General features: G+C 39.9%; 18 protein-coding genes. 16 read left to right on the plus strand and 2 right to left on the minus strand.

The genetic code is table 11. The features are described from left to right. Positions 1-2: 2 nt before the first annotated feature. Both PT285_RS03050 and PT285_RS03055 read right to left on the minus strand, forming a co-directional pair. The gene (locus PT285_RS03050; protein ID WP_277147735.1) at positions 3-830 is read right to left on the minus strand and encodes an ABC transporter permease; all 828 of its coding nucleotides are present in this window, start codon (positions 828-830) and stop codon (positions 3-5) included. Further along, a complete protein-coding gene (locus tag PT285_RS03055) occupies positions 830-1,693 on the minus strand; it encodes an ABC transporter ATP-binding protein (protein WP_277147736.1) in 864 nt (287 codons plus the stop codon). The genes PT285_RS03050 and PT285_RS03055 overlap by 1 nt, the downstream gene beginning before the upstream one ends. A gap of 265 nt (positions 1,694-1,958) precedes the next feature. Here PT285_RS03055 and PT285_RS03060 point away from each other — a divergent pair, with 265 nt between their 5' ends. The 16 genes from PT285_RS03060 to PT285_RS03135 all read left to right on the plus strand — a co-directional run bounded on the left by PT285_RS03060 (position 1,959) and on the right by PT285_RS03135 (position 15,648). Beyond that, positions 1,959-2,600 carry a redox-sensing transcriptional repressor Rex gene (locus PT285_RS03060; RefSeq protein WP_277147737.1) on the plus strand — a complete coding sequence of 214 codons (642 nt, stop codon included), beginning with the start codon at positions 1,959-1,961 and terminating at the stop codon, positions 2,598-2,600. A gap of 119 nt (positions 2,601-2,719) precedes the next feature. Next, positions 2,720-3,100 (plus strand): hypothetical protein, encoded by a 381-nt coding sequence (locus PT285_RS03065; RefSeq protein ID WP_277147738.1) that lies wholly within the window; start codon positions 2,720-2,722, stop codon positions 3,098-3,100. Between the two features lie 87 nt (positions 3,101-3,187). Next, positions 3,188-3,970 (plus strand): DUF6612 family protein, encoded by a 783-nt coding sequence (locus PT285_RS03070; RefSeq protein ID WP_277147739.1) that lies wholly within the window; start codon positions 3,188-3,190, stop codon positions 3,968-3,970. 180 nt (positions 3,971-4,150) lie between these two features. Further along, on the plus strand, positions 4,151-4,435 hold the full coding sequence (gene groES / locus PT285_RS03075) for a co-chaperone GroES (protein WP_277147740.1): 285 nt from the start codon (positions 4,151-4,153) through the stop codon (positions 4,433-4,435). A 19-nt stretch (positions 4,436-4,454) separates the two neighbouring features. Further along, complete coding sequence (gene groL / locus PT285_RS03080) at positions 4,455-6,086, plus strand: chaperonin GroEL (protein WP_277147741.1); 1,632 nt, start codon at positions 4,455-4,457, stop codon at positions 6,084-6,086. A 181-nt stretch (positions 6,087-6,267) separates the two neighbouring features. Continuing rightward, entirely contained in the window at positions 6,268-6,426 is a 159-nt protein-coding gene (locus PT285_RS03085) for an XRE family transcriptional regulator (RefSeq protein WP_277147742.1), read from the plus strand. A 23-nt stretch (positions 6,427-6,449) separates the two neighbouring features. Then, positions 6,450-7,097 carry a hypothetical protein gene (locus PT285_RS03090; protein ID WP_277147743.1) on the plus strand — a complete coding sequence of 216 codons (648 nt, stop codon included), beginning with the start codon at positions 6,450-6,452 and terminating at the stop codon, positions 7,095-7,097. Beyond that, positions 7,097-7,816, plus strand: a complete 720-nt coding sequence (locus tag PT285_RS03095) for a rhodopsin (RefSeq protein WP_277147744.1) — start codon at positions 7,097-7,099, stop codon at positions 7,814-7,816. Before PT285_RS03090 ends, PT285_RS03095 begins: the two co-directional genes overlap by 1 nt. Beyond that, positions 7,813-8,448, plus strand: a complete 636-nt coding sequence (locus PT285_RS03100; RefSeq protein WP_277147745.1) for an ATP-binding cassette domain-containing protein — start codon at positions 7,813-7,815, stop codon at positions 8,446-8,448. The genes PT285_RS03095 and PT285_RS03100 overlap by 4 nt, the downstream gene beginning before the upstream one ends. Further along, entirely contained in the window at positions 8,438-8,968 is a 531-nt protein-coding gene (locus PT285_RS03105) for a hypothetical protein (protein ID WP_277147746.1), read from the plus strand. The genes PT285_RS03100 and PT285_RS03105 overlap by 11 nt, the downstream gene beginning before the upstream one ends. A 12-nt stretch (positions 8,969-8,980) precedes the next feature. Further along, on the plus strand, positions 8,981-9,760 hold the full coding sequence (locus tag PT285_RS03110) for a hypothetical protein (protein ID WP_277147747.1): 780 nt from the start codon (positions 8,981-8,983) through the stop codon (positions 9,758-9,760). Positions 9,761-9,959: 199 nt separating this feature from the next. Continuing rightward, the gene (locus PT285_RS03115; RefSeq protein WP_277147748.1) at positions 9,960-10,628 is read left to right on the plus strand and encodes a DUF969 domain-containing protein; all 669 of its coding nucleotides are present in this window, start codon (positions 9,960-9,962) and stop codon (positions 10,626-10,628) included. Then, complete coding sequence (locus PT285_RS03120) at positions 10,629-11,552, plus strand: DUF979 domain-containing protein (protein WP_277147749.1); 924 nt, start codon at positions 10,629-10,631, stop codon at positions 11,550-11,552. A 21-nt stretch (positions 11,553-11,573) separates the two neighbouring features. Then, positions 11,574-12,221 carry a pyroglutamyl-peptidase I gene (pcp, locus tag PT285_RS03125; protein ID WP_277147750.1) on the plus strand — a complete coding sequence of 216 codons (648 nt, stop codon included), beginning with the start codon at positions 11,574-11,576 and terminating at the stop codon, positions 12,219-12,221. A gap of 258 nt (positions 12,222-12,479) precedes the next feature. Then, positions 12,480-14,075 (plus strand): ABC transporter ATP-binding protein, encoded by a 1,596-nt coding sequence (locus PT285_RS03130; protein ID WP_277147751.1) that lies wholly within the window; start codon positions 12,480-12,482, stop codon positions 14,073-14,075. Then, the gene (locus tag PT285_RS03135) at positions 14,065-15,648 is read left to right on the plus strand and encodes an ABC transporter ATP-binding protein (protein WP_277147752.1); all 1,584 of its coding nucleotides are present in this window, start codon (positions 14,065-14,067) and stop codon (positions 15,646-15,648) included. The genes PT285_RS03130 and PT285_RS03135 overlap by 11 nt, the downstream gene beginning before the upstream one ends. Positions 15,649-15,725 lie beyond the last annotated feature (77 nt).

Below are 15,725 nucleotides of genomic sequence, written 5' to 3' on the forward strand. Positions count from 1 at the left end.
TCCTATGCTTTTACTTTTTGCAATAAGTAGTCAACTAGTAGTGCGGCAAACAAAATGCTTATGACAACCAAAAATGTTTGCTGCAGCGTTAATAGATGGTTCCATTTTAACCGGATTCCCATTATTTTGGCAAATTCAGCCCGCATGGGTTGAGCAACGGAATTGCCGACTAAAAGTTGGCGGTAAATAGATGCAACATAGGTTCCAGGTGTTAACTTCATTAACAGCTGCGCAAATTTTGGCAGGCTGCCTAGTGGCAGGTATGCACCCACGAGGAACCCGGATGCCGTGCCGATAATCGTGCTGAATTGTCCTAAAGTTGCATTGGTCTTAATAAAGTAAAGAAGAAGATCGTTTAGAAGTACAGCCAAAATTGAGCTTAGAATAATTATCAGGCAAATTTGCAATAAATTATGCCAAGGGAAATTCAGATTATCAGTAAGATGGAAGTAAACCACCATGCTGATTAGCAGAACTAATTGTAGGATAATACCGATGATTGTGCTGCTGATTAAATAGCTGAGGTGAATTTGCCAATTTGAGCGCTTAGTCAAAGTCAAATCGGCCAAGACATTGGTTTCGCGGTCACTGACGAGCACGGCCAAACCACTCAGCGTGGTTGTGATACTGGTAACTGCCAGCGTGCCGCCGATTTGCCAACGATCTAGCAGTTGTTTGGAATTTGGTAGCTGCTGCCAGCTGGTTTGAAAAGTCTTTTTTAAAAAGACTACGTACAAAACAAAGGTAATCAGTGCACCTAGTAAAGAGAAGAAAACACGCGCATGATTTCTAAAGTATAGTAGTAAATTTCTTTTACATAAGTAAAACATTATTTCATCTCCCAACCAGTAATATTCATAAAGGCGGTTTCCAGACTTCCCGGTGAATAGGAAAAATCACTTAGATTTTCGTTCACAAGCAGCAAAATATTTACTGCCGCAGCTGCACTTTTAGGTGTAAGCACAAGTGCAGCTTTTTCTTTTTTAAAGGAAATTTGCCTTTCATTAAGAGTTGCTTCTAATTTGGCAAAATTTCCGCTTAAGCGCAGTTCATTTTGCGCATTTGCAGCAACTATTTCTTTGGTTGTGCCGCTGGCAACGATTTTGCCTGAATTTAAAATGTAGGTAAAATCGGCTCGACTGGCTTCTTCAAGGTAGTGGGTCGTCAGCAAAATTGTTAGGTTTTCTTTTTCCTGTAATTGCAGCAGTAGTTTCCAAATGGCAGTGCGGGTCTGGACATCAAGACCGGTTGTGGGTTCATCCAAGAATAAAATATCAGGTTTGTTCAGCAAGGCACGGGCAATGTCGACGCGCCGCTTTTGGCCGCCGGATAAACGGCCATAACGCTGGTTAATAAATTTTTCAAGTCCTAGTTGTGTACCTAAAAGGCTAATGAGTTTTGGGTCAAATTTAGGATACTGGTGTGCGCGGATGAGCAAATTTTCCTTAACCGTTAATTCGTTATCGAGCACGCTATTTTGAAAGACCACACCAATTTTAGTGTATGGCTGCAAATTAATTGTGCCGCTGCTGGGAGTACTGATGCCGACCAGCATATTGATGAGGGAGGACTTGCCGGCACCATTTGTGCCCAGCAAGGTTGTGAAACTGCCCTGCCTGATTTGCAGATTGACTCCATTCACGACAGTTTTATCGTGGTATTTTTTAGTTAAATTTTTTGTTTGCAATAACATTATTGAACCTCTTCCTTAAGTGCTGGTTTTAGATTAACAATTTTGCGCAAACTAAGAAATAAAATGCCGACAAATGGTTGAAATGGGTAGATAAGTGGTTAAATTTAGCAGTTGAGTGGTTTTTGACTTAAAAAGGTCTATAAAAATGATAAAATCGGGTAGTTTGTGAAAAAAATACTTGCAAAAGTTCCAACATTACAGGTAAGATAGTATTAATCGACGATTCCAATTCACAAGTAAAAAATATATGGAGGCTTCTGTAAAAATGGAAAAAATAAAAATCCCTACGGCAACGGCAAAAAGACTGCCGCTATATTACCGCTATCTCGTTATCTTGAATGATGCAGGTAAAGAAAAGGTATCTTCAACTGAATTGTCTGAAGCGGTTCAGGTTGATAGTGCATCAATTCGGCGCGACTTTTCTTATTTTGGTGCTTTGGGGAAACGCGGATATGGTTATGATGTAAAAAATTTGTTAGCCTTCTTTAAAAAGATTTTGAATCAGGATACTTTAACAAATGTTGCACTGATTGGTGTCGGCAACTTGGGTCATGCTTTGCTGAATTATAATTTTAAGCGCACTAACAATATCCGCATTTCTTGCGCCTTTGATATTAACAAAGCAATTACCGGAAAAATATTGTGCGGTGTGCCGGTTTATGATATGAGTGAACTAAAAAAGCAAATTACTGACCAGCAGATTGAAATCGCGATTTTGACGGTTCCATCAGATACGGCACAAAAAACGGCCAATGAAATGATTAATGATGGGGTGAAGGGGATTATGAATTTCACACCAATCCGCTTGTCAACACCGGCCGGCATCCGCGTGCAGAATGTTGATTTGGCAACAGAACTGCAAACCCTAATTTATTTCCTGGATTCAGAAAAAGAAAATAATAAGTAAAAAATATGAAAGCAGTTTGCATTAGCAGATTGCTTTTTTTGCAATTCATAATATAATTAAAGTAACAAAATATTAAAATCATTATTCTTAATTATAATGAAAGACAAGTGGTGAATGAGATGGATAATAGTAAGAAACGCCGAATTTTAGAGAATATTTTTTGGTTTGGACTGGTATTTTTAGCCATTATTTTTTGGCAGAAAAATGACTGGAGCAATTTGTATTTGATCTGGTCAGTTCTAAACTTTATCTTATCGTTAACGGAACTTGTTTTGTTTCCGGTGGTGCGGGATTCCCTGCCTCAGCAGTTAATCAATGACCTTGGCAGTTGTTTTGCAATGCAATTTGTGCCGCTATTAGGCACTTTCCTGCCAATGGATACGGGCAGGCATCTGCAGGAATTCTATATTATTCTTAGTATTATGCTAATAAATATGGTAATTATTACTGTTGGTGATCTTGTTCAGGATCGAAAAATGACGAAGGAAATGTCAAAGTAATTTAATGGTAAAAGTGTTAATCATAAAATTTAAGAAAGCGATCTTTAGGTATATAATAAATCTAAATATTTTAAGAGGAGAAAAATCATGAATTTAAAAAAGACACTTGTTAGTTTAGTTGCTGCAGTAGGGATGCTTTCTTGTGGTTTAATGCAACCGCAAAAAGCTGCCGCAGCGATGAATAAGAATCAAGTTATTAATATTGTTAAAAAAGATGCCAGCAAAGTAACTAGCGGGAAATTAAATGCTGATATGAACTTTAAAGTTGCGAAGCAACCAACCACAATCAAAGCAGATGGCGATTTTGGCGGGAATCCGCTAGTCAGTCATATTAATTATTCTATTAATACTGACGGCAAGACCCAGAATAATGAAATGTGGATTGATACAAAGAACAAAGTTACTTACACTAAGCATGATGATGCATGGGTTAAAAGTGCTACGTCTAATGATGCAATGCTTGATTCTGTGACTAATTCGGCTCTGTCCAAGAAAAATAGCAGTTTCTATAAGCAACTGGCTAAAAAGGGTAAATTGACGCGGGATGGTGATTCTTACGTACTGACTGCTACGATTAACCAAAAGAAGCAGCTCAAGAAACTATTTGCTTCGATGGCAAAACAATATTTGAATCAAGGGCAGTATCAGCAGCTTGAGAAACATTTTAGTTTTGGCCTTTATCATATTAAGGTAACGGTTACCGGCGAAAAATTAACGTCTTACCAAGTTAAGTTCTCAGCTAAATACGGCAAAACATATTCTTTGGCTGCTACAGTTGCAGTTTCCGATTTTGGTAAAAATAATCAATTGGCAATTCCGGCAAATGTTCTTGCTGCCGCTCAATTACCAGCTGCTGTTCCATATAAATAATTGACAAAAAGCTTGATAAAGCGACAATAAGAGCGAAGTTAGCACTTGAAACAAAAAAGTGCTAACTTTTTTCTTGCTTTTTTTTCTAAAAGAGGTTATTATCATAGATGTAAGTTAGCACTTAGCTAATAAGAGTGCTAATCATCAAAAAGAGATTTAAATGATATAGGAGGGACAAACGTGTTACAACCAATTGGTGATCGCGTGATCGTAAAAGTTAAAGAAGAAGAAGAAAAAACTGTAGGTGGAATTGTTCTCGCTTCTAATGCTAAACAAAAACCAACTGAAGGCGAAGTCGTTGCTGTTGGTGAAGGTGCTCATAACAGTGTTGGGGATCTAATCCCGTTAACTGTTAAGAAAGGCGACGTTGTTTTATACGATAAGTATTCTGGCACAGATGTTAAATACGATGGTGAAAAATACTTAGTTCTTCATGAAAAAGATATTTTAGCAATTGTTAAATAAGTAAGGAAGAATATAAAAGATGGCAAAAGATATTAAATTTTCAGAAAATGCAAGACGTTCCCTATTAAAGGGTGTAGACAAGTTAGCTGATACTGTTAAGACAACAATTGGCCCTAAGGGCAGAAATGTTGTTTTGGAGCAATCATACGGCAATCCAGAAATTACTAACGATGGTGTCACAATTGCCAAGGCAATTGAGTTAAAGGACCACTACGAAAACATGGGTGCCAAGTTAGTTGCCGAGGCTGCACAAAAGACCAATGATATTGCTGGTGACGGTACGACCACTGCCGTTGTTTTAACCCAAGCAATTATTCGCGAAGGTATGAAGAATGTTACTGCCGGTGCTAATCCTGTTGGCGTTCGTCGCGGAATTGAAAAGGCTACTAAGGCTGTAACTGATGAGTTACACAAGATTAGCCACACGGTTTCTTCAAAAGACCAGATTGCACAAGTTGCTTCTGTTTCATCTTCTTCTAAAGAAGTTGGTGACTTGATTGCCGATGCAATGGAAAAGGTTGGTAACGATGGTGTTATCACAATTGAGGATTCTCGTGGAATTAACACTGAATTGTCAGTTGTTGAAGGGATGCAATTCGACCGCGGCTACCTGTCACAATACATGGTAACTGATAACGACAAGATGGAAGCAGATTTGGACAATCCTTACATCTTGATTACCGACAAGAAGATTTCCAACATTCAAGACATCTTGCCATTGCTGCAAGAAATTGTTCAACAAGGTAAATCATTATTGATTATTGCTGACGACATTGATGGTGAAGCTTTACCAACACTTGTTTTGAACAAGGTTCGTGGGACGTTTAATGTTGTTGGTGTTAAGGCTCCTGGCTTTGGTGACCGTCGTAAAGAGCAATTACAAGATATTGCTGCTCTAACTGGTGGTACAGTAATTACCGAAGACCTTGGCTTGGAATTAAAAGACACCAAGATTGACCAATTAGGTCAAGCACGTCGCGTAACTGTAACCAAAGACTCAACGACAATTGTTGATGGTGCTGGCTCAAGTGAAGCAATTCAAGAGCGTGAAGAGTCAATCAGAAAGCAGATCGAAGAGACTACTTCTGACTTTGACAAGAAGAAGCTGCAGGAACGTCTTGCAAAACTTACAGGTGGCGTTGCAGTTATCCACGTTGGTGCTGCTACTGAAACTGAATTAAAGGAACGCCGCTACCGCATTGAAGATGCTTTGAACTCAACTCGTGCCGCTGTTGATGAAGGCTACGTAGCCGGTGGTGGTACTGCTTTAGTTAACGTTGAAAATGCCGTTAAGAGTCTCAAAGGTGGAACAGCCGATGAACAAACAGGAATCAACATTGTGTTGAAAGCTCTGGCAGCTCCAGTTCGGCAAATTGCTGAAAATGCTGGTCAAGACGGCTCAGTTATTGTCAACAAGCTTGAAAGCCAAGATGCTGAAGTTGGTTACAATGCTGCTGACGACAAGTGGGAGAACATGGTTAAGGCCGGAATTATTGACCCAACCAAGGTAACCAGAACTGCATTGCAAAATGCCGCTTCGATTGCTGCTTTGCTTCTGACCACTGAAGCAGTTGTTGCTGATATTCCTGAAGATAAACCTGCTGCTCCTGACGCAGGTGCTGCAGGCGCTGGCGCACCAGGGATGATGTAATTTAGTTAGCTATTAAAAATTTTAAAGAATCGTTCTTACTAGGGACGATTCTTTTTTTGTTATATAAAAAATCTAAAATTAATTTAGTTTTTAAATATGTCTTTCATTAATAAATCTTTATGATATAGTTAAATATAAATAATTAAATCCTTATAATAATTTGAAGACAGAGGCGACAGAAATGACTGTTGGTGAATTACTAAGGGAATATCGGTCTAATCAGTCCAAAAACTTAAAAACATGGGTGGGCAATATCATAAGCCCATCTTATTACAGTAAAAGTGATTTGCTAAATGAAGAGTTTTTGCTAGCTGATAGAGAGGAAAAGCAGTGTACCTAAATTTTTTAAAGCAGCAAAAACTATTGAATCGCGCATACTTAAAAAATTATCTTTTATGTGGGCTGATTACATTCCTAATTGCTGCTACGACGTATCCTGATCTTCAGTTAAATGGTCATACGGATTATAGCTTACTGAATGCAGTTTTACCGCGTTTTACAATTTGCTTAGCACTTGTGCCGACCTTGCTGATTACGATTTTAGCAACGCTTGATTTTCGGGTCAATGATGTTTTGCGCTGCCAAACGCGGAAAGTGTTGGTATGGGAGATTGTTTATCGGGCTGCAGCAGCTTGTGTGCTGATGTGTATAATTTGGCTAGTTGGCAATGTAGGGGTGATTTTAGTAACAAATTCAGTTATATTGCTAAACCATATTTTTAAGTCATTAATTTTACGGCTCCTTTATTTATGGACGTGCTGCTTTGCGTTGGGATTAATTGCTGCTACTGCTTACGCATTTATAAAGAATAAAATTTTGGCTTTTTTTATTGTTTTTGTCATTAATAGTTTTTCTTTTTCACTTAATAGGGCCAAAAAAATTTCACTTTTTTATGATTTTATTGTGCCTGATTTTGAAGCAATTGTTTGGTCAAGATTTCTTGTTTTGCTTGCCATTATTTTTGTGGTGGGGACATTATTAGCTGTTATTATTGAAAAGAGGGATTTTTGATGGGCCGTTTATTTTGGAATCAGTTGCTGTATTTATGGCAAATAATTCGGACACGGTTAATCATGTGGCTAATTCTTATTTGCTTAGCAATTGGTGTTGTTAGTGCGCAGCTTGTTGGTAATCCGTACACAAGTGGTTTTACTTTATTTTTTCAAGGGGTTACATTTCAAGAAATTCACTTTCCGGCTTTCTGGTTTAGTTATTTTGCTGTTCCGCTGCTAATTTTATTGAATGGTCTGCGGCAGTTATGGGAAACGCGGACGATGCATTTACGTGGATTGCAATTTGCTCCGTATAAATTTGCACTAATAAATTTAGTTTTGCTTGTCCTGCTCACGCTTTTTTATGTCGGTATAACTATATTTACGCTGGCTGTGTGCACCTCTTTATTTAAATTGCCTGGCTTGCAAATAGGTCAATTAAAAAATAGTCAGGCAATATTGTCTTTATCTGTAATTAATTGTCTTGGAATTTATTTTTTATTGCTTTTGCAGATATTGTTTAGCAATTTGCATCCCGCGATAGGAGTGATTGTACCGTTCAGTATGTTAATTATGACACCATATACTGCATGGCATAATAATCCGCTAAACGCGCTGATGCTTGCACGGGTGAGCCGCGGCAATATTTTACTACTGATTCTTGCGACATTGATTACTGCAATTATTTATTTGATTACTGATTATTTTGTTGATTTAAATTTAGGAGAAGTCAGATGAGTTTTATAGAATTAAAACAGGTTGGTAAAATAGTTAAAAAACGGCCACTGTTACATGATATTAATGCCCAGATTGACCAAAATGAGATTACGGTTTTAGAGGGGATTAATGGATCCGGAAAGACATTAATATTGAAGGCAATTCTTGGCTTAATTAAGGTAACAGGTGAAGTCATTGTTGCTGGTAAGCAAGTAAAGGTTGAAGAGCCCTATCCAGTGAAAGCGGGAATTTTAATTGAAAATCCTAGTTTGATTGGAGACCTTACTGCATACCAGAATATGGCTTTATTAGCCAAGCTAGATAAAAGCATTAAAGCTGGAGAACTTAACCGGTTACTCGATTATTTTGACCTAAGCAGTTTTCCCAAGCAAAAAGTCAAGAAATTTTCTTTAGGGATGAAGCAAAAATTAGGGATTGCTCAGGCTTTGCTTGGCAAGTATCCGCTAGTTGTTTTGGATGAACCGACAAATGCACTTGATGTCAAAAGTGTTGATAAACTAATAAATATTATTACAGAATACAGTCATAATGGTTCGACCTTCATCATTGCCTCCCATGATCGCGATTTTATTGAGCAGATTGCCACCAAGCGTTTGATTGTCGAAGAGGGGACAATTAGTCATGAAAAGTAAAAAATCAAAATATGGTCTGTTGATATTGTGCTTGCTTTTAATAGGTATAGCTGCTGGTTTTCGTTATCGACAAGTTAATGCCCATCCAGCGTTGCGCGGCGTAACCGAGGAAAAGTTTTTTAAGCGGGGTGAATTGGTTCATGCTTATCATGTTGATTTTGTTGTGCATCAAGTCAAATTAACAGAAACTAAGGATGAAGCTAGGCTTAAGGTACGCTTGTCACTTAAACAAACGGGAACAGCTAATTATGGTTTGAAGAAAGATAATCCTGATTTTAGGGATAATATGTTTTTTAACGTGCCATACGGCATTAGTAATCAATGTGACTATGTTTTAAATAAAAAAAGCCAGCGAGTGGGCTATAATTACATTGCTAAAAATATTAAGAAAAAACAATTGTATACTTTATATTTTTCCGTTCCGCGAGAAACTTATGATAAACGAACTGAGAAAACAAGGTTCAGCTTTTTAGTGCCGTTGCCGGATCACTATATTAAGTACTCACTACTGCTGGAATAGAAAGGGAAAAAGATGAGATTCTTATATGTACGACTGAGTAAACGGGCATTATGGCTGGCTTTAGTCATTGGCTTAATAATTAGTTTTGCGCAATTCTTTTTAGTAAAGCAAATTCCCCTTGAAGATACGCCGTATACGCAATGGCTTGGGATAGATTCGTTTGGTTTTACGCCAATTGTTTTCTTTGTTTTGTTGCCGCTGATTGCCAGCTTGCCAGCGGGAGTCATGTTAAAAGATGATGTTGATAATGGCTTATTTGCTAAGTTTAAGCTAAGAAATACATTGCAGCACGCTTTGCTTAAATATGCTGCAGTAACTTTTATAACCGGTTTTGTAGTAATCGTAATTCCTTTACTTATTAATTTGCTTTTATGGCTGCTACGCTTGCCCAATATTAGGCCGGATAATTTGTTAAATAAACGGGCCTTGATAATTAATATCAATACAATGCTGGTGTCACTTTATTATTCCCATCCTTTTATTCATGCACTGCTGGCAATTCTGTTTGCGGGTGTATGGGGCGGCTTATTTGCACTTTTTGTCATGGTTACTTCGCTTTGGGTTAGTAATCGCTTTGTAGCTGTGAGTTCAGGGCTGGTGCTACAAATAGCTATTTTTGTTTTGAATTCATTTATTAAGTTGCCCGGTGATGTAAGTTACTCGCCGGCGGATTTTTTACACAATGGAGCAGTTACTAATGTTAGCCTGCCGGTTACGGCGATAGTTACACTACTTATGGTTGTCTATTGTATGGCAATGCTTATTTTAGATAAAAAGCGGTTAGTGCAATAAAACCCGATGTTGATTCGCTGGTTTTGAGCAAGCTCCATTGAAATTTTTCTATATTTATACATCAATTTAAAATGGCGCTAGATAAGCATTCTAGGGCTTTTTTTCATCGTCGTTGACCGAAATTCATCAAAAAAACTATTTTGGATGTGATATTATTAATAAGAGTTAATTAATGTTTTTTAAAAAAGGGAGGAAAATAGTGGAATATTTAAGTCTACTTGGCGTGCTGGTAATTGTTGTCGGCTTCGCCCTTGGTCTGGACACAGTAGCCGTGGTTGTGATTGCTGCTCTGGTCACAGCCTTGGTTTCTGGAATTGACTTTGTTTCATTTTTACGGATTTTGGGCAAAGGTTTTATGGATAACCGCATGGTATCGTTATTCTTCTTGACGCTGCCAACGATCGGTATTTTAGAACGACACGGACTGAAAAAAGCCGCAGTTAATTTAATCAAGAAGATGAAGAATTTAACCCCAGGACGGATTTTTGACATTTATTTGGCAATCCGTGAACTTGCTGGTGTTTTTGGAATTTCGCTTCAGGGGCATGTGCAGTTTATTGCGCCCCTGATCAATCCGATGGCGCAGGCTGCGGGCAAGGTGAATGGCGAATTGACTCCGCTGGAAGTTGATCAGATTAAGGGGCGTGCTGCCGCCAACGAAAACTTTGGGAACTTTTTTGCCCAAAACCTGTTTGTTGCCTCATCAAGCGTCCTGCTGATCGCCAGCACGATGAAGTCTCTGGGGCACCCTGTCAGCACCTCGGGAGTTGCCTTATATACGGTTCCGGTGGCTGTGATTAGTTACATTTTATGCTTGTTCTATAACCATAATTTTGATAAGAAGCTGAAGCAGAAAGGAAAAAAGTAAATGACTAGTTTAATTAATAACTTATTGCTCGCATTTTATATTTTGATTGGCCTCTTCTTTTTGGCTGCTGCAATTGAATCGTGGCGTGATCAGACTAATCCTGTTCGCTGGGGTACCAGCTTATTTTGGTTTTTGTTTGCCGTTTTGTTCTGTGGCGGTCAATGGCTGCCTAACGAAATAAACGGTGGTCTGCTGCTGGTAATTGCACTTTTATCGCTGCTTAAGCAGGTTCGCGTTGGTCACATTAAGGAATTGAGCGAAGAGGTCGCAAACAAAACGGTCAAGCGCATCGGCAACTGGATTTTTCTGCCAAGTATTTTATTGGCAGTTTTAGCCCTAGTGATTGCACAGTTTACTAAGTTAGGAGGTCAGGTCGGAATTGGCATTGCCGCCATTGTTTCGCTGCTGGTTGCGATGATCTTGACCAAGTCAAATGTTAAAACCGCCTACGAGGATACGCAAAGAATGGTGCGTTCGGTCGGCTCGGCAGGTATTTTACCGCAGCTGCTTGCAACCTTAGGCGTAGTTTTCACCGCTTCTGGTGTGGGTCAGGTTACAGCCAAAGCCATTTCAGGGCTGTTTCCTGTTGGCAATCACCTCTTAGGTGTTTGCCTTTACTGTGTTGCCATGGCTTTGTTTACCGCCATTATGGGTAATGCCTTTGCTGCTTTTGCGGTGATTACTGCCGGAATTGGGATCCCGTTTGTTGTGGCTCAAGGTGGCTCGGCTGTTGTCGTTGCCGCCTTGGGGATGACCTCAGGTTATTGTGGTACCCTGCTGACCCCGATGGCTGCCAACTTTAATACGCTGCCGGTGGCCCTGATGGAAATGAAGGATCAATTGGGGGTTATCAAGCAACAATTCCCGATTGCCATTAGTATGCTGGTCATTCAAATTATTTTGATGTATTTCTTGGCTTTTTAGTGATTAATAAGGAGAAAAATAATGAAAATTTTAGTAACGGGTTTTGACCCTTTTGGTGATGATAAAATTAATCCAGCAATTGAGGCCGTTAAACGCCTGGACGATGAAATTGCTGGTGCAAAAATTGTTAAGGTAGAAATTCCGACGGTTTTTGGTGATTGTGCCACCGTGGTGCACAACGCGATTGTTAAGGAAAATCCTGATTATGTCTTAAACATCGGTCAGGCCGGTGGCCGTTATGGCTTAACTCCTGAACGGGTAGCGATTAACTTTGATGACGGTCGGATTGCCGATAATAAAGGCCACCAGCCGTTAGCAGAAGCAATTCATGAAGATGGGCAGAATGCCTACTTCACCCAGTTGCCGGTTAAGGCGATGGCGCGGGCAATCCGGGCAGCCGGAATCCCGAGCTACGTTTCAACTACTGCTGGTACCTTTGTTTGCAACCACATCATGTACCAGGTGCAGTATATGATTGATAAGGAATTTCATGACCTTAAGGCCGGTTTTATGCACATCCCATTCTTACCTGAGCAGGTAGTGGACCGTCCGGATACCCCGGCATTGAGCCTAAGCGATGATGTGAAGGGGATTACCGCAGCGATTACCGCAATTGTGGAAATGGATGGAAAGAAAGATATTGCAACAATTGAGGGCCATGTTTCTTAATGGTTGGTGTTTGAGTTTTATGTAATTTTTGATCTGATTAAATTCTGCTAGAAGATTTCATTTAGAAATTATGGTTGTACAATTTATCCTGTTGATGAGTAACCTTATGGTATCTTATTAGCAGGATTTTATTTTGGTTCACTTTTTGACAGCTTAGTAGCTAAAAGCAACTTATTACTGAAAATATATTGATTAAAAAATTAAAAAATGATAAAGTACACTAATAATAAAATAAGTTTAATTTAGAGGGGAGTTCAAATGACTTTAAAAGGATTATGTAAGTCCAATCTGCCACGGATAATTTTTATCTTGCTGCTCTACGTTGTCTTGGCTTTTGGTTCAACAATGACGGAATACCTGGGTCGATTTTACACTTCGGCTTTAGCCGTGGGAAATTTGCACGATTTTATTTTTTGGATCTTAATTGAGATTGGCGTTGGGATTGTGACGACAATTTTGTCGCCGTGGTCAACCTATCTTTTTACTAAACAAATTCAAGGCTATTTGGATGGAATTCGTGACAGAATTGTACGTCATTATTACGGTGCCAATAATGAAACTGTAGCGCAGATGCAGAACGACTTGGGTAATAACATGCAAGTTTTGAGTGATAATTACGCGGCCCCTTGGGTGCAAATTTGGAGTAATGTTTTGATGATTATCATGTCCGTTGCCACCCTGTTAGTGCTGCATTGGTCGTTAATTATTGCCACGGTGATTGCGGGCGGGCTTGTGATGCTCGTACCCAAGATCATGGAAAAGCAGACAGCTAAAACAACCAAGGCTGCTTCGGAAAGGAATGCGCAATTTTTAGATACGATTGCTAATTGGTTTGCCGGGTTGAATGAGTTGCGCCGTTACAACGCCTTTACTAGGCTGAATCATGAAATTGACAAGTGCAGCCATGACTTAGCACAGGCTAATGTTGCCCGGCAAAAAGTGCAGGCCATTTCTTGGCTGTTTACCGGCAGCGGTAATGCGGTGGCCCAAACACTGCTGACGGTTTGGAGCGGGATTCTCTTTTTTACCCACCAGATCGATTTTGGTAGTTGGATGGTTGCCAGTAGTTTTGCCTACACAATCTTTAACGGTTTATATGGTGTGACAGCGGCTATGACCCAGATTAACTCGACTAAAAAATTGCGCCAGGATGCGGCTAAGTTGCTAACCCCGGTTGAAAAAGAAAAGGAACTGGCTTCTCCGGCCAGCCTTAGTGTTAAAGGCTTAGTTGTGCAATATGATCATGGTGAAACCATCACTTATCCCGATTTTACGGTTAAACAGGGAACCAAGCTCTTACTGACAGGAGATTCGGGTACGGGTAAGTCAACCTTGTTCAAGGTGCTCTTAGGTCAGATTAAGCCTAAGCAAGGAATCATCACCTATTTTGATAAAAACGGTCAGGAGGTCAAGCCGAATTTTTCGCAAATTGGCTACTTAGCACAAGATGCCAAGCTGTTTCCGGCAACGATCGCCGCTAACATTACTATGTTTAATAGTAAATTGAATAGCAAACTTGAAGAGGTAACGCAGCAATTTCAGTTGGCGTCCGATTTAGCTAAATTTCCTGCTGGGACTGAAACTGAAGTTGACTTAGACCGTGCTAACTTGTCCGGTGGGCAAAAGCAAAAGGTGGTGCTGGCCCGAGCCGGTATTCATGATCCGGATTTGCTTTTAATGGATGAAGCAACCAGTGCAATTGACAGTAAGGCGACAGCCAAAATTATGCAGACAGTTACTAACAGCCAGCAAACGGTTTTAGTAATTGCTCATAATCTAACCCCGCAGGTGCGGCAATTGTTTGATGAGGAAATTCATTTGGAAACTACGAAGAAGGTGCAAGATGACCGTTAAAAATTTTTACCGAACTAATCCGTTTCGCTTCTGTTTATTGATAGTTCTTAATGTCCTTAATCCGGCCTTGCCGCTTGTTAATGCGGGAATTTTGATCTTGCAGACGACAGCAGCGCAGCAGCGTAATCTGCGGAACTTTTTGCTGGCATCTGCGGCAAGTTTAGTGGTCCTGTGTCTAGGTTATGGCTTGAATAGCCTAACGATGTACTTGTCGAGTAAGCAAGAAGAGGAGTACATGATCAGTCTTCGTCAGCAGCTAAACCAACATTTGTTTTATGATAGACAAAATCACACTGTTAGCCAGGCGCAAAATCGTTTGACCAATGACCTGCAGCAAAATCAGCAGAGTTATCTGGCGGCCTTTTTTACTATGCTCAATGGCGCTGGTGAATTAATTTCGGTAATGATTTTACTGGCAGTCATTCATTGGAGTCTCTTGCTGGTAATTGCCTTAATGACGGCAATTTCGTTAACGCTGCCGAAACTAACGGCAAAGCCAATGCAAAAAGCTTCAATGCGAATTTCGGGCAGCAACAAAAAGTATCTTGATCAGGTTGCTAAGTGGCTGTCGGGCTTAGACGAATTGGAACGCTATTTGGCAGGCGAAAAGCTGTTTAAGGTAATGCACAAGTCGGCGCATAAAGTTGAAGAAGCCAATGTTAAGCAAACGGGCGTTATGCAGAGTTTGTCAGTGGTTGATGGTTTAGTTTCGCAAGTTTTCAGTTTGATTTTATTCATCATGGCCGGTGTGTTAATTGTTAGGCATCAGATTTTGTTTGGGGTAATCAGTGTTTTGGGCAGCTTTCGCTTTTATGCGACCATGGCTATCAACATGATGGTTGGCGCCTACGGGCAGATAAAGGGTGCTGAAACGTTAAATCAAGCAATTGCTAAGGACGCAGAACCACTGGCCCAGCAGTCTGTCCATGATGTGCAAACACCTGTTGCCTTGCAAACTAAAGATTTAACTTTGAAATTTCCTAACGGTGAGCGGCTGCTTTTTCCTGATCTTGAAATTAAGCAAGGCGAGAAGATTTTGCTGACGGGTGATTCGGGCGTTGGTAAGACAACCCTGTTTAAAATTTTACTAGGTGAAATTCAGCCGACAACGGGGCAAGTGCTTTTTACCGATAAAACTGGTGACGTCATTAAGCCAGATTTAAGTAAAGTTGGCTATATCCCCCAGGATCCCGTCTTGTTTCCGGCAACGATTGCCGATAACATGACAATGTTTAACGTTAAATTGCAAGACCGGCTGGCACCATTAGTTGCTAAAGTGCAATTTGCTGGGGATGTTGGCAAATTTAATAATGGCTTGAATGAAGAAATTAATCTTAACAAGCTCAATGTTTCCGGCGGCCAGCGACAAAAGATTGTTTTGGTCCGGGCCTTAGTGCATGACAGTGAAATTATTTTAATTGATGAAGGAACCAGTGCGATCGACCAAGCGGCAACAATGGAAATTTTACGGCAGGTAACTTCCACCCAGGCGGCCGTGATTTTTATCGCGCATAATTTCAATGAAGACATGCGCCAGCTGTTTGACCGCGAAATTCATTTAGAAAAGAAATAAGATTTTTGCTAGATTTTATATGAACAATGATTAAGTACTATTATTTTTTAACGAGATTGCCATAGCTTGTATTATTA

The sequence above is a fragment of the Lactobacillus sp. ESL0791 genome, from assembly GCF_029433255.1.
Classification (GTDB): domain Bacteria; phylum Bacillota; class Bacilli; order Lactobacillales; family Lactobacillaceae; genus Lactobacillus.

Bases quoted from the DNA above. Each gene is read 5' to 3' on its own strand.
- PT285_RS03100 (WP_277147745.1), top strand. From the start codon at position 7,813: ATGAGTTTTATAGAATTAAAACAGGTTGGTAAAATAGTTAAAAAACGG.
- PT285_RS03060 (WP_277147737.1), top strand. From the start codon at position 1,959: ATGGAAAAAATAAAAATCCCTACGGCAACGGCAAAAAGACTGCCGCTA.
- PT285_RS03055 (WP_277147736.1), bottom strand. From the start codon at position 1,693: ATGTTATTGCAAACAAAAAATTTAACTAAAAAATACCACGATAAAACT.
- PT285_RS03120 (WP_277147749.1), top strand. From the start codon at position 10,629: ATGACTAGTTTAATTAATAACTTATTGCTCGCATTTTATATTTTGATT.
- PT285_RS03085 (WP_277147742.1), top strand. From the start codon at position 6,268: ATGACTGTTGGTGAATTACTAAGGGAATATCGGTCTAATCAGTCCAAA.
- PT285_RS03110 (WP_277147747.1), top strand. From the start codon at position 8,981: ATGAGATTCTTATATGTACGACTGAGTAAACGGGCATTATGGCTGGCT.
- PT285_RS03095 (WP_277147744.1), top strand. From the start codon at position 7,097: ATGGGCCGTTTATTTTGGAATCAGTTGCTGTATTTATGGCAAATAATT.
- pcp (WP_277147750.1), top strand. From the start codon at position 11,574: ATGAAAATTTTAGTAACGGGTTTTGACCCTTTTGGTGATGATAAAATT.
- PT285_RS03070 (WP_277147739.1), top strand. From the start codon at position 3,188: ATGAATTTAAAAAAGACACTTGTTAGTTTAGTTGCTGCAGTAGGGATG.
- PT285_RS03065 (WP_277147738.1), top strand. From the start codon at position 2,720: ATGGATAATAGTAAGAAACGCCGAATTTTAGAGAATATTTTTTGGTTT.
- PT285_RS03105 (WP_277147746.1), top strand. From the start codon at position 8,438: ATGAAAAGTAAAAAATCAAAATATGGTCTGTTGATATTGTGCTTGCTT.
- PT285_RS03050 (WP_277147735.1), bottom strand. From the start codon at position 830: ATGTTTTACTTATGTAAAAGAAATTTACTACTATACTTTAGAAATCAT.
- PT285_RS03130 (WP_277147751.1), top strand. From the start codon at position 12,480: ATGACTTTAAAAGGATTATGTAAGTCCAATCTGCCACGGATAATTTTT.
- groL (WP_277147741.1), top strand. From the start codon at position 4,455: ATGGCAAAAGATATTAAATTTTCAGAAAATGCAAGACGTTCCCTATTA.
- PT285_RS03135 (WP_277147752.1), top strand. From the start codon at position 14,065: ATGACCGTTAAAAATTTTTACCGAACTAATCCGTTTCGCTTCTGTTTA.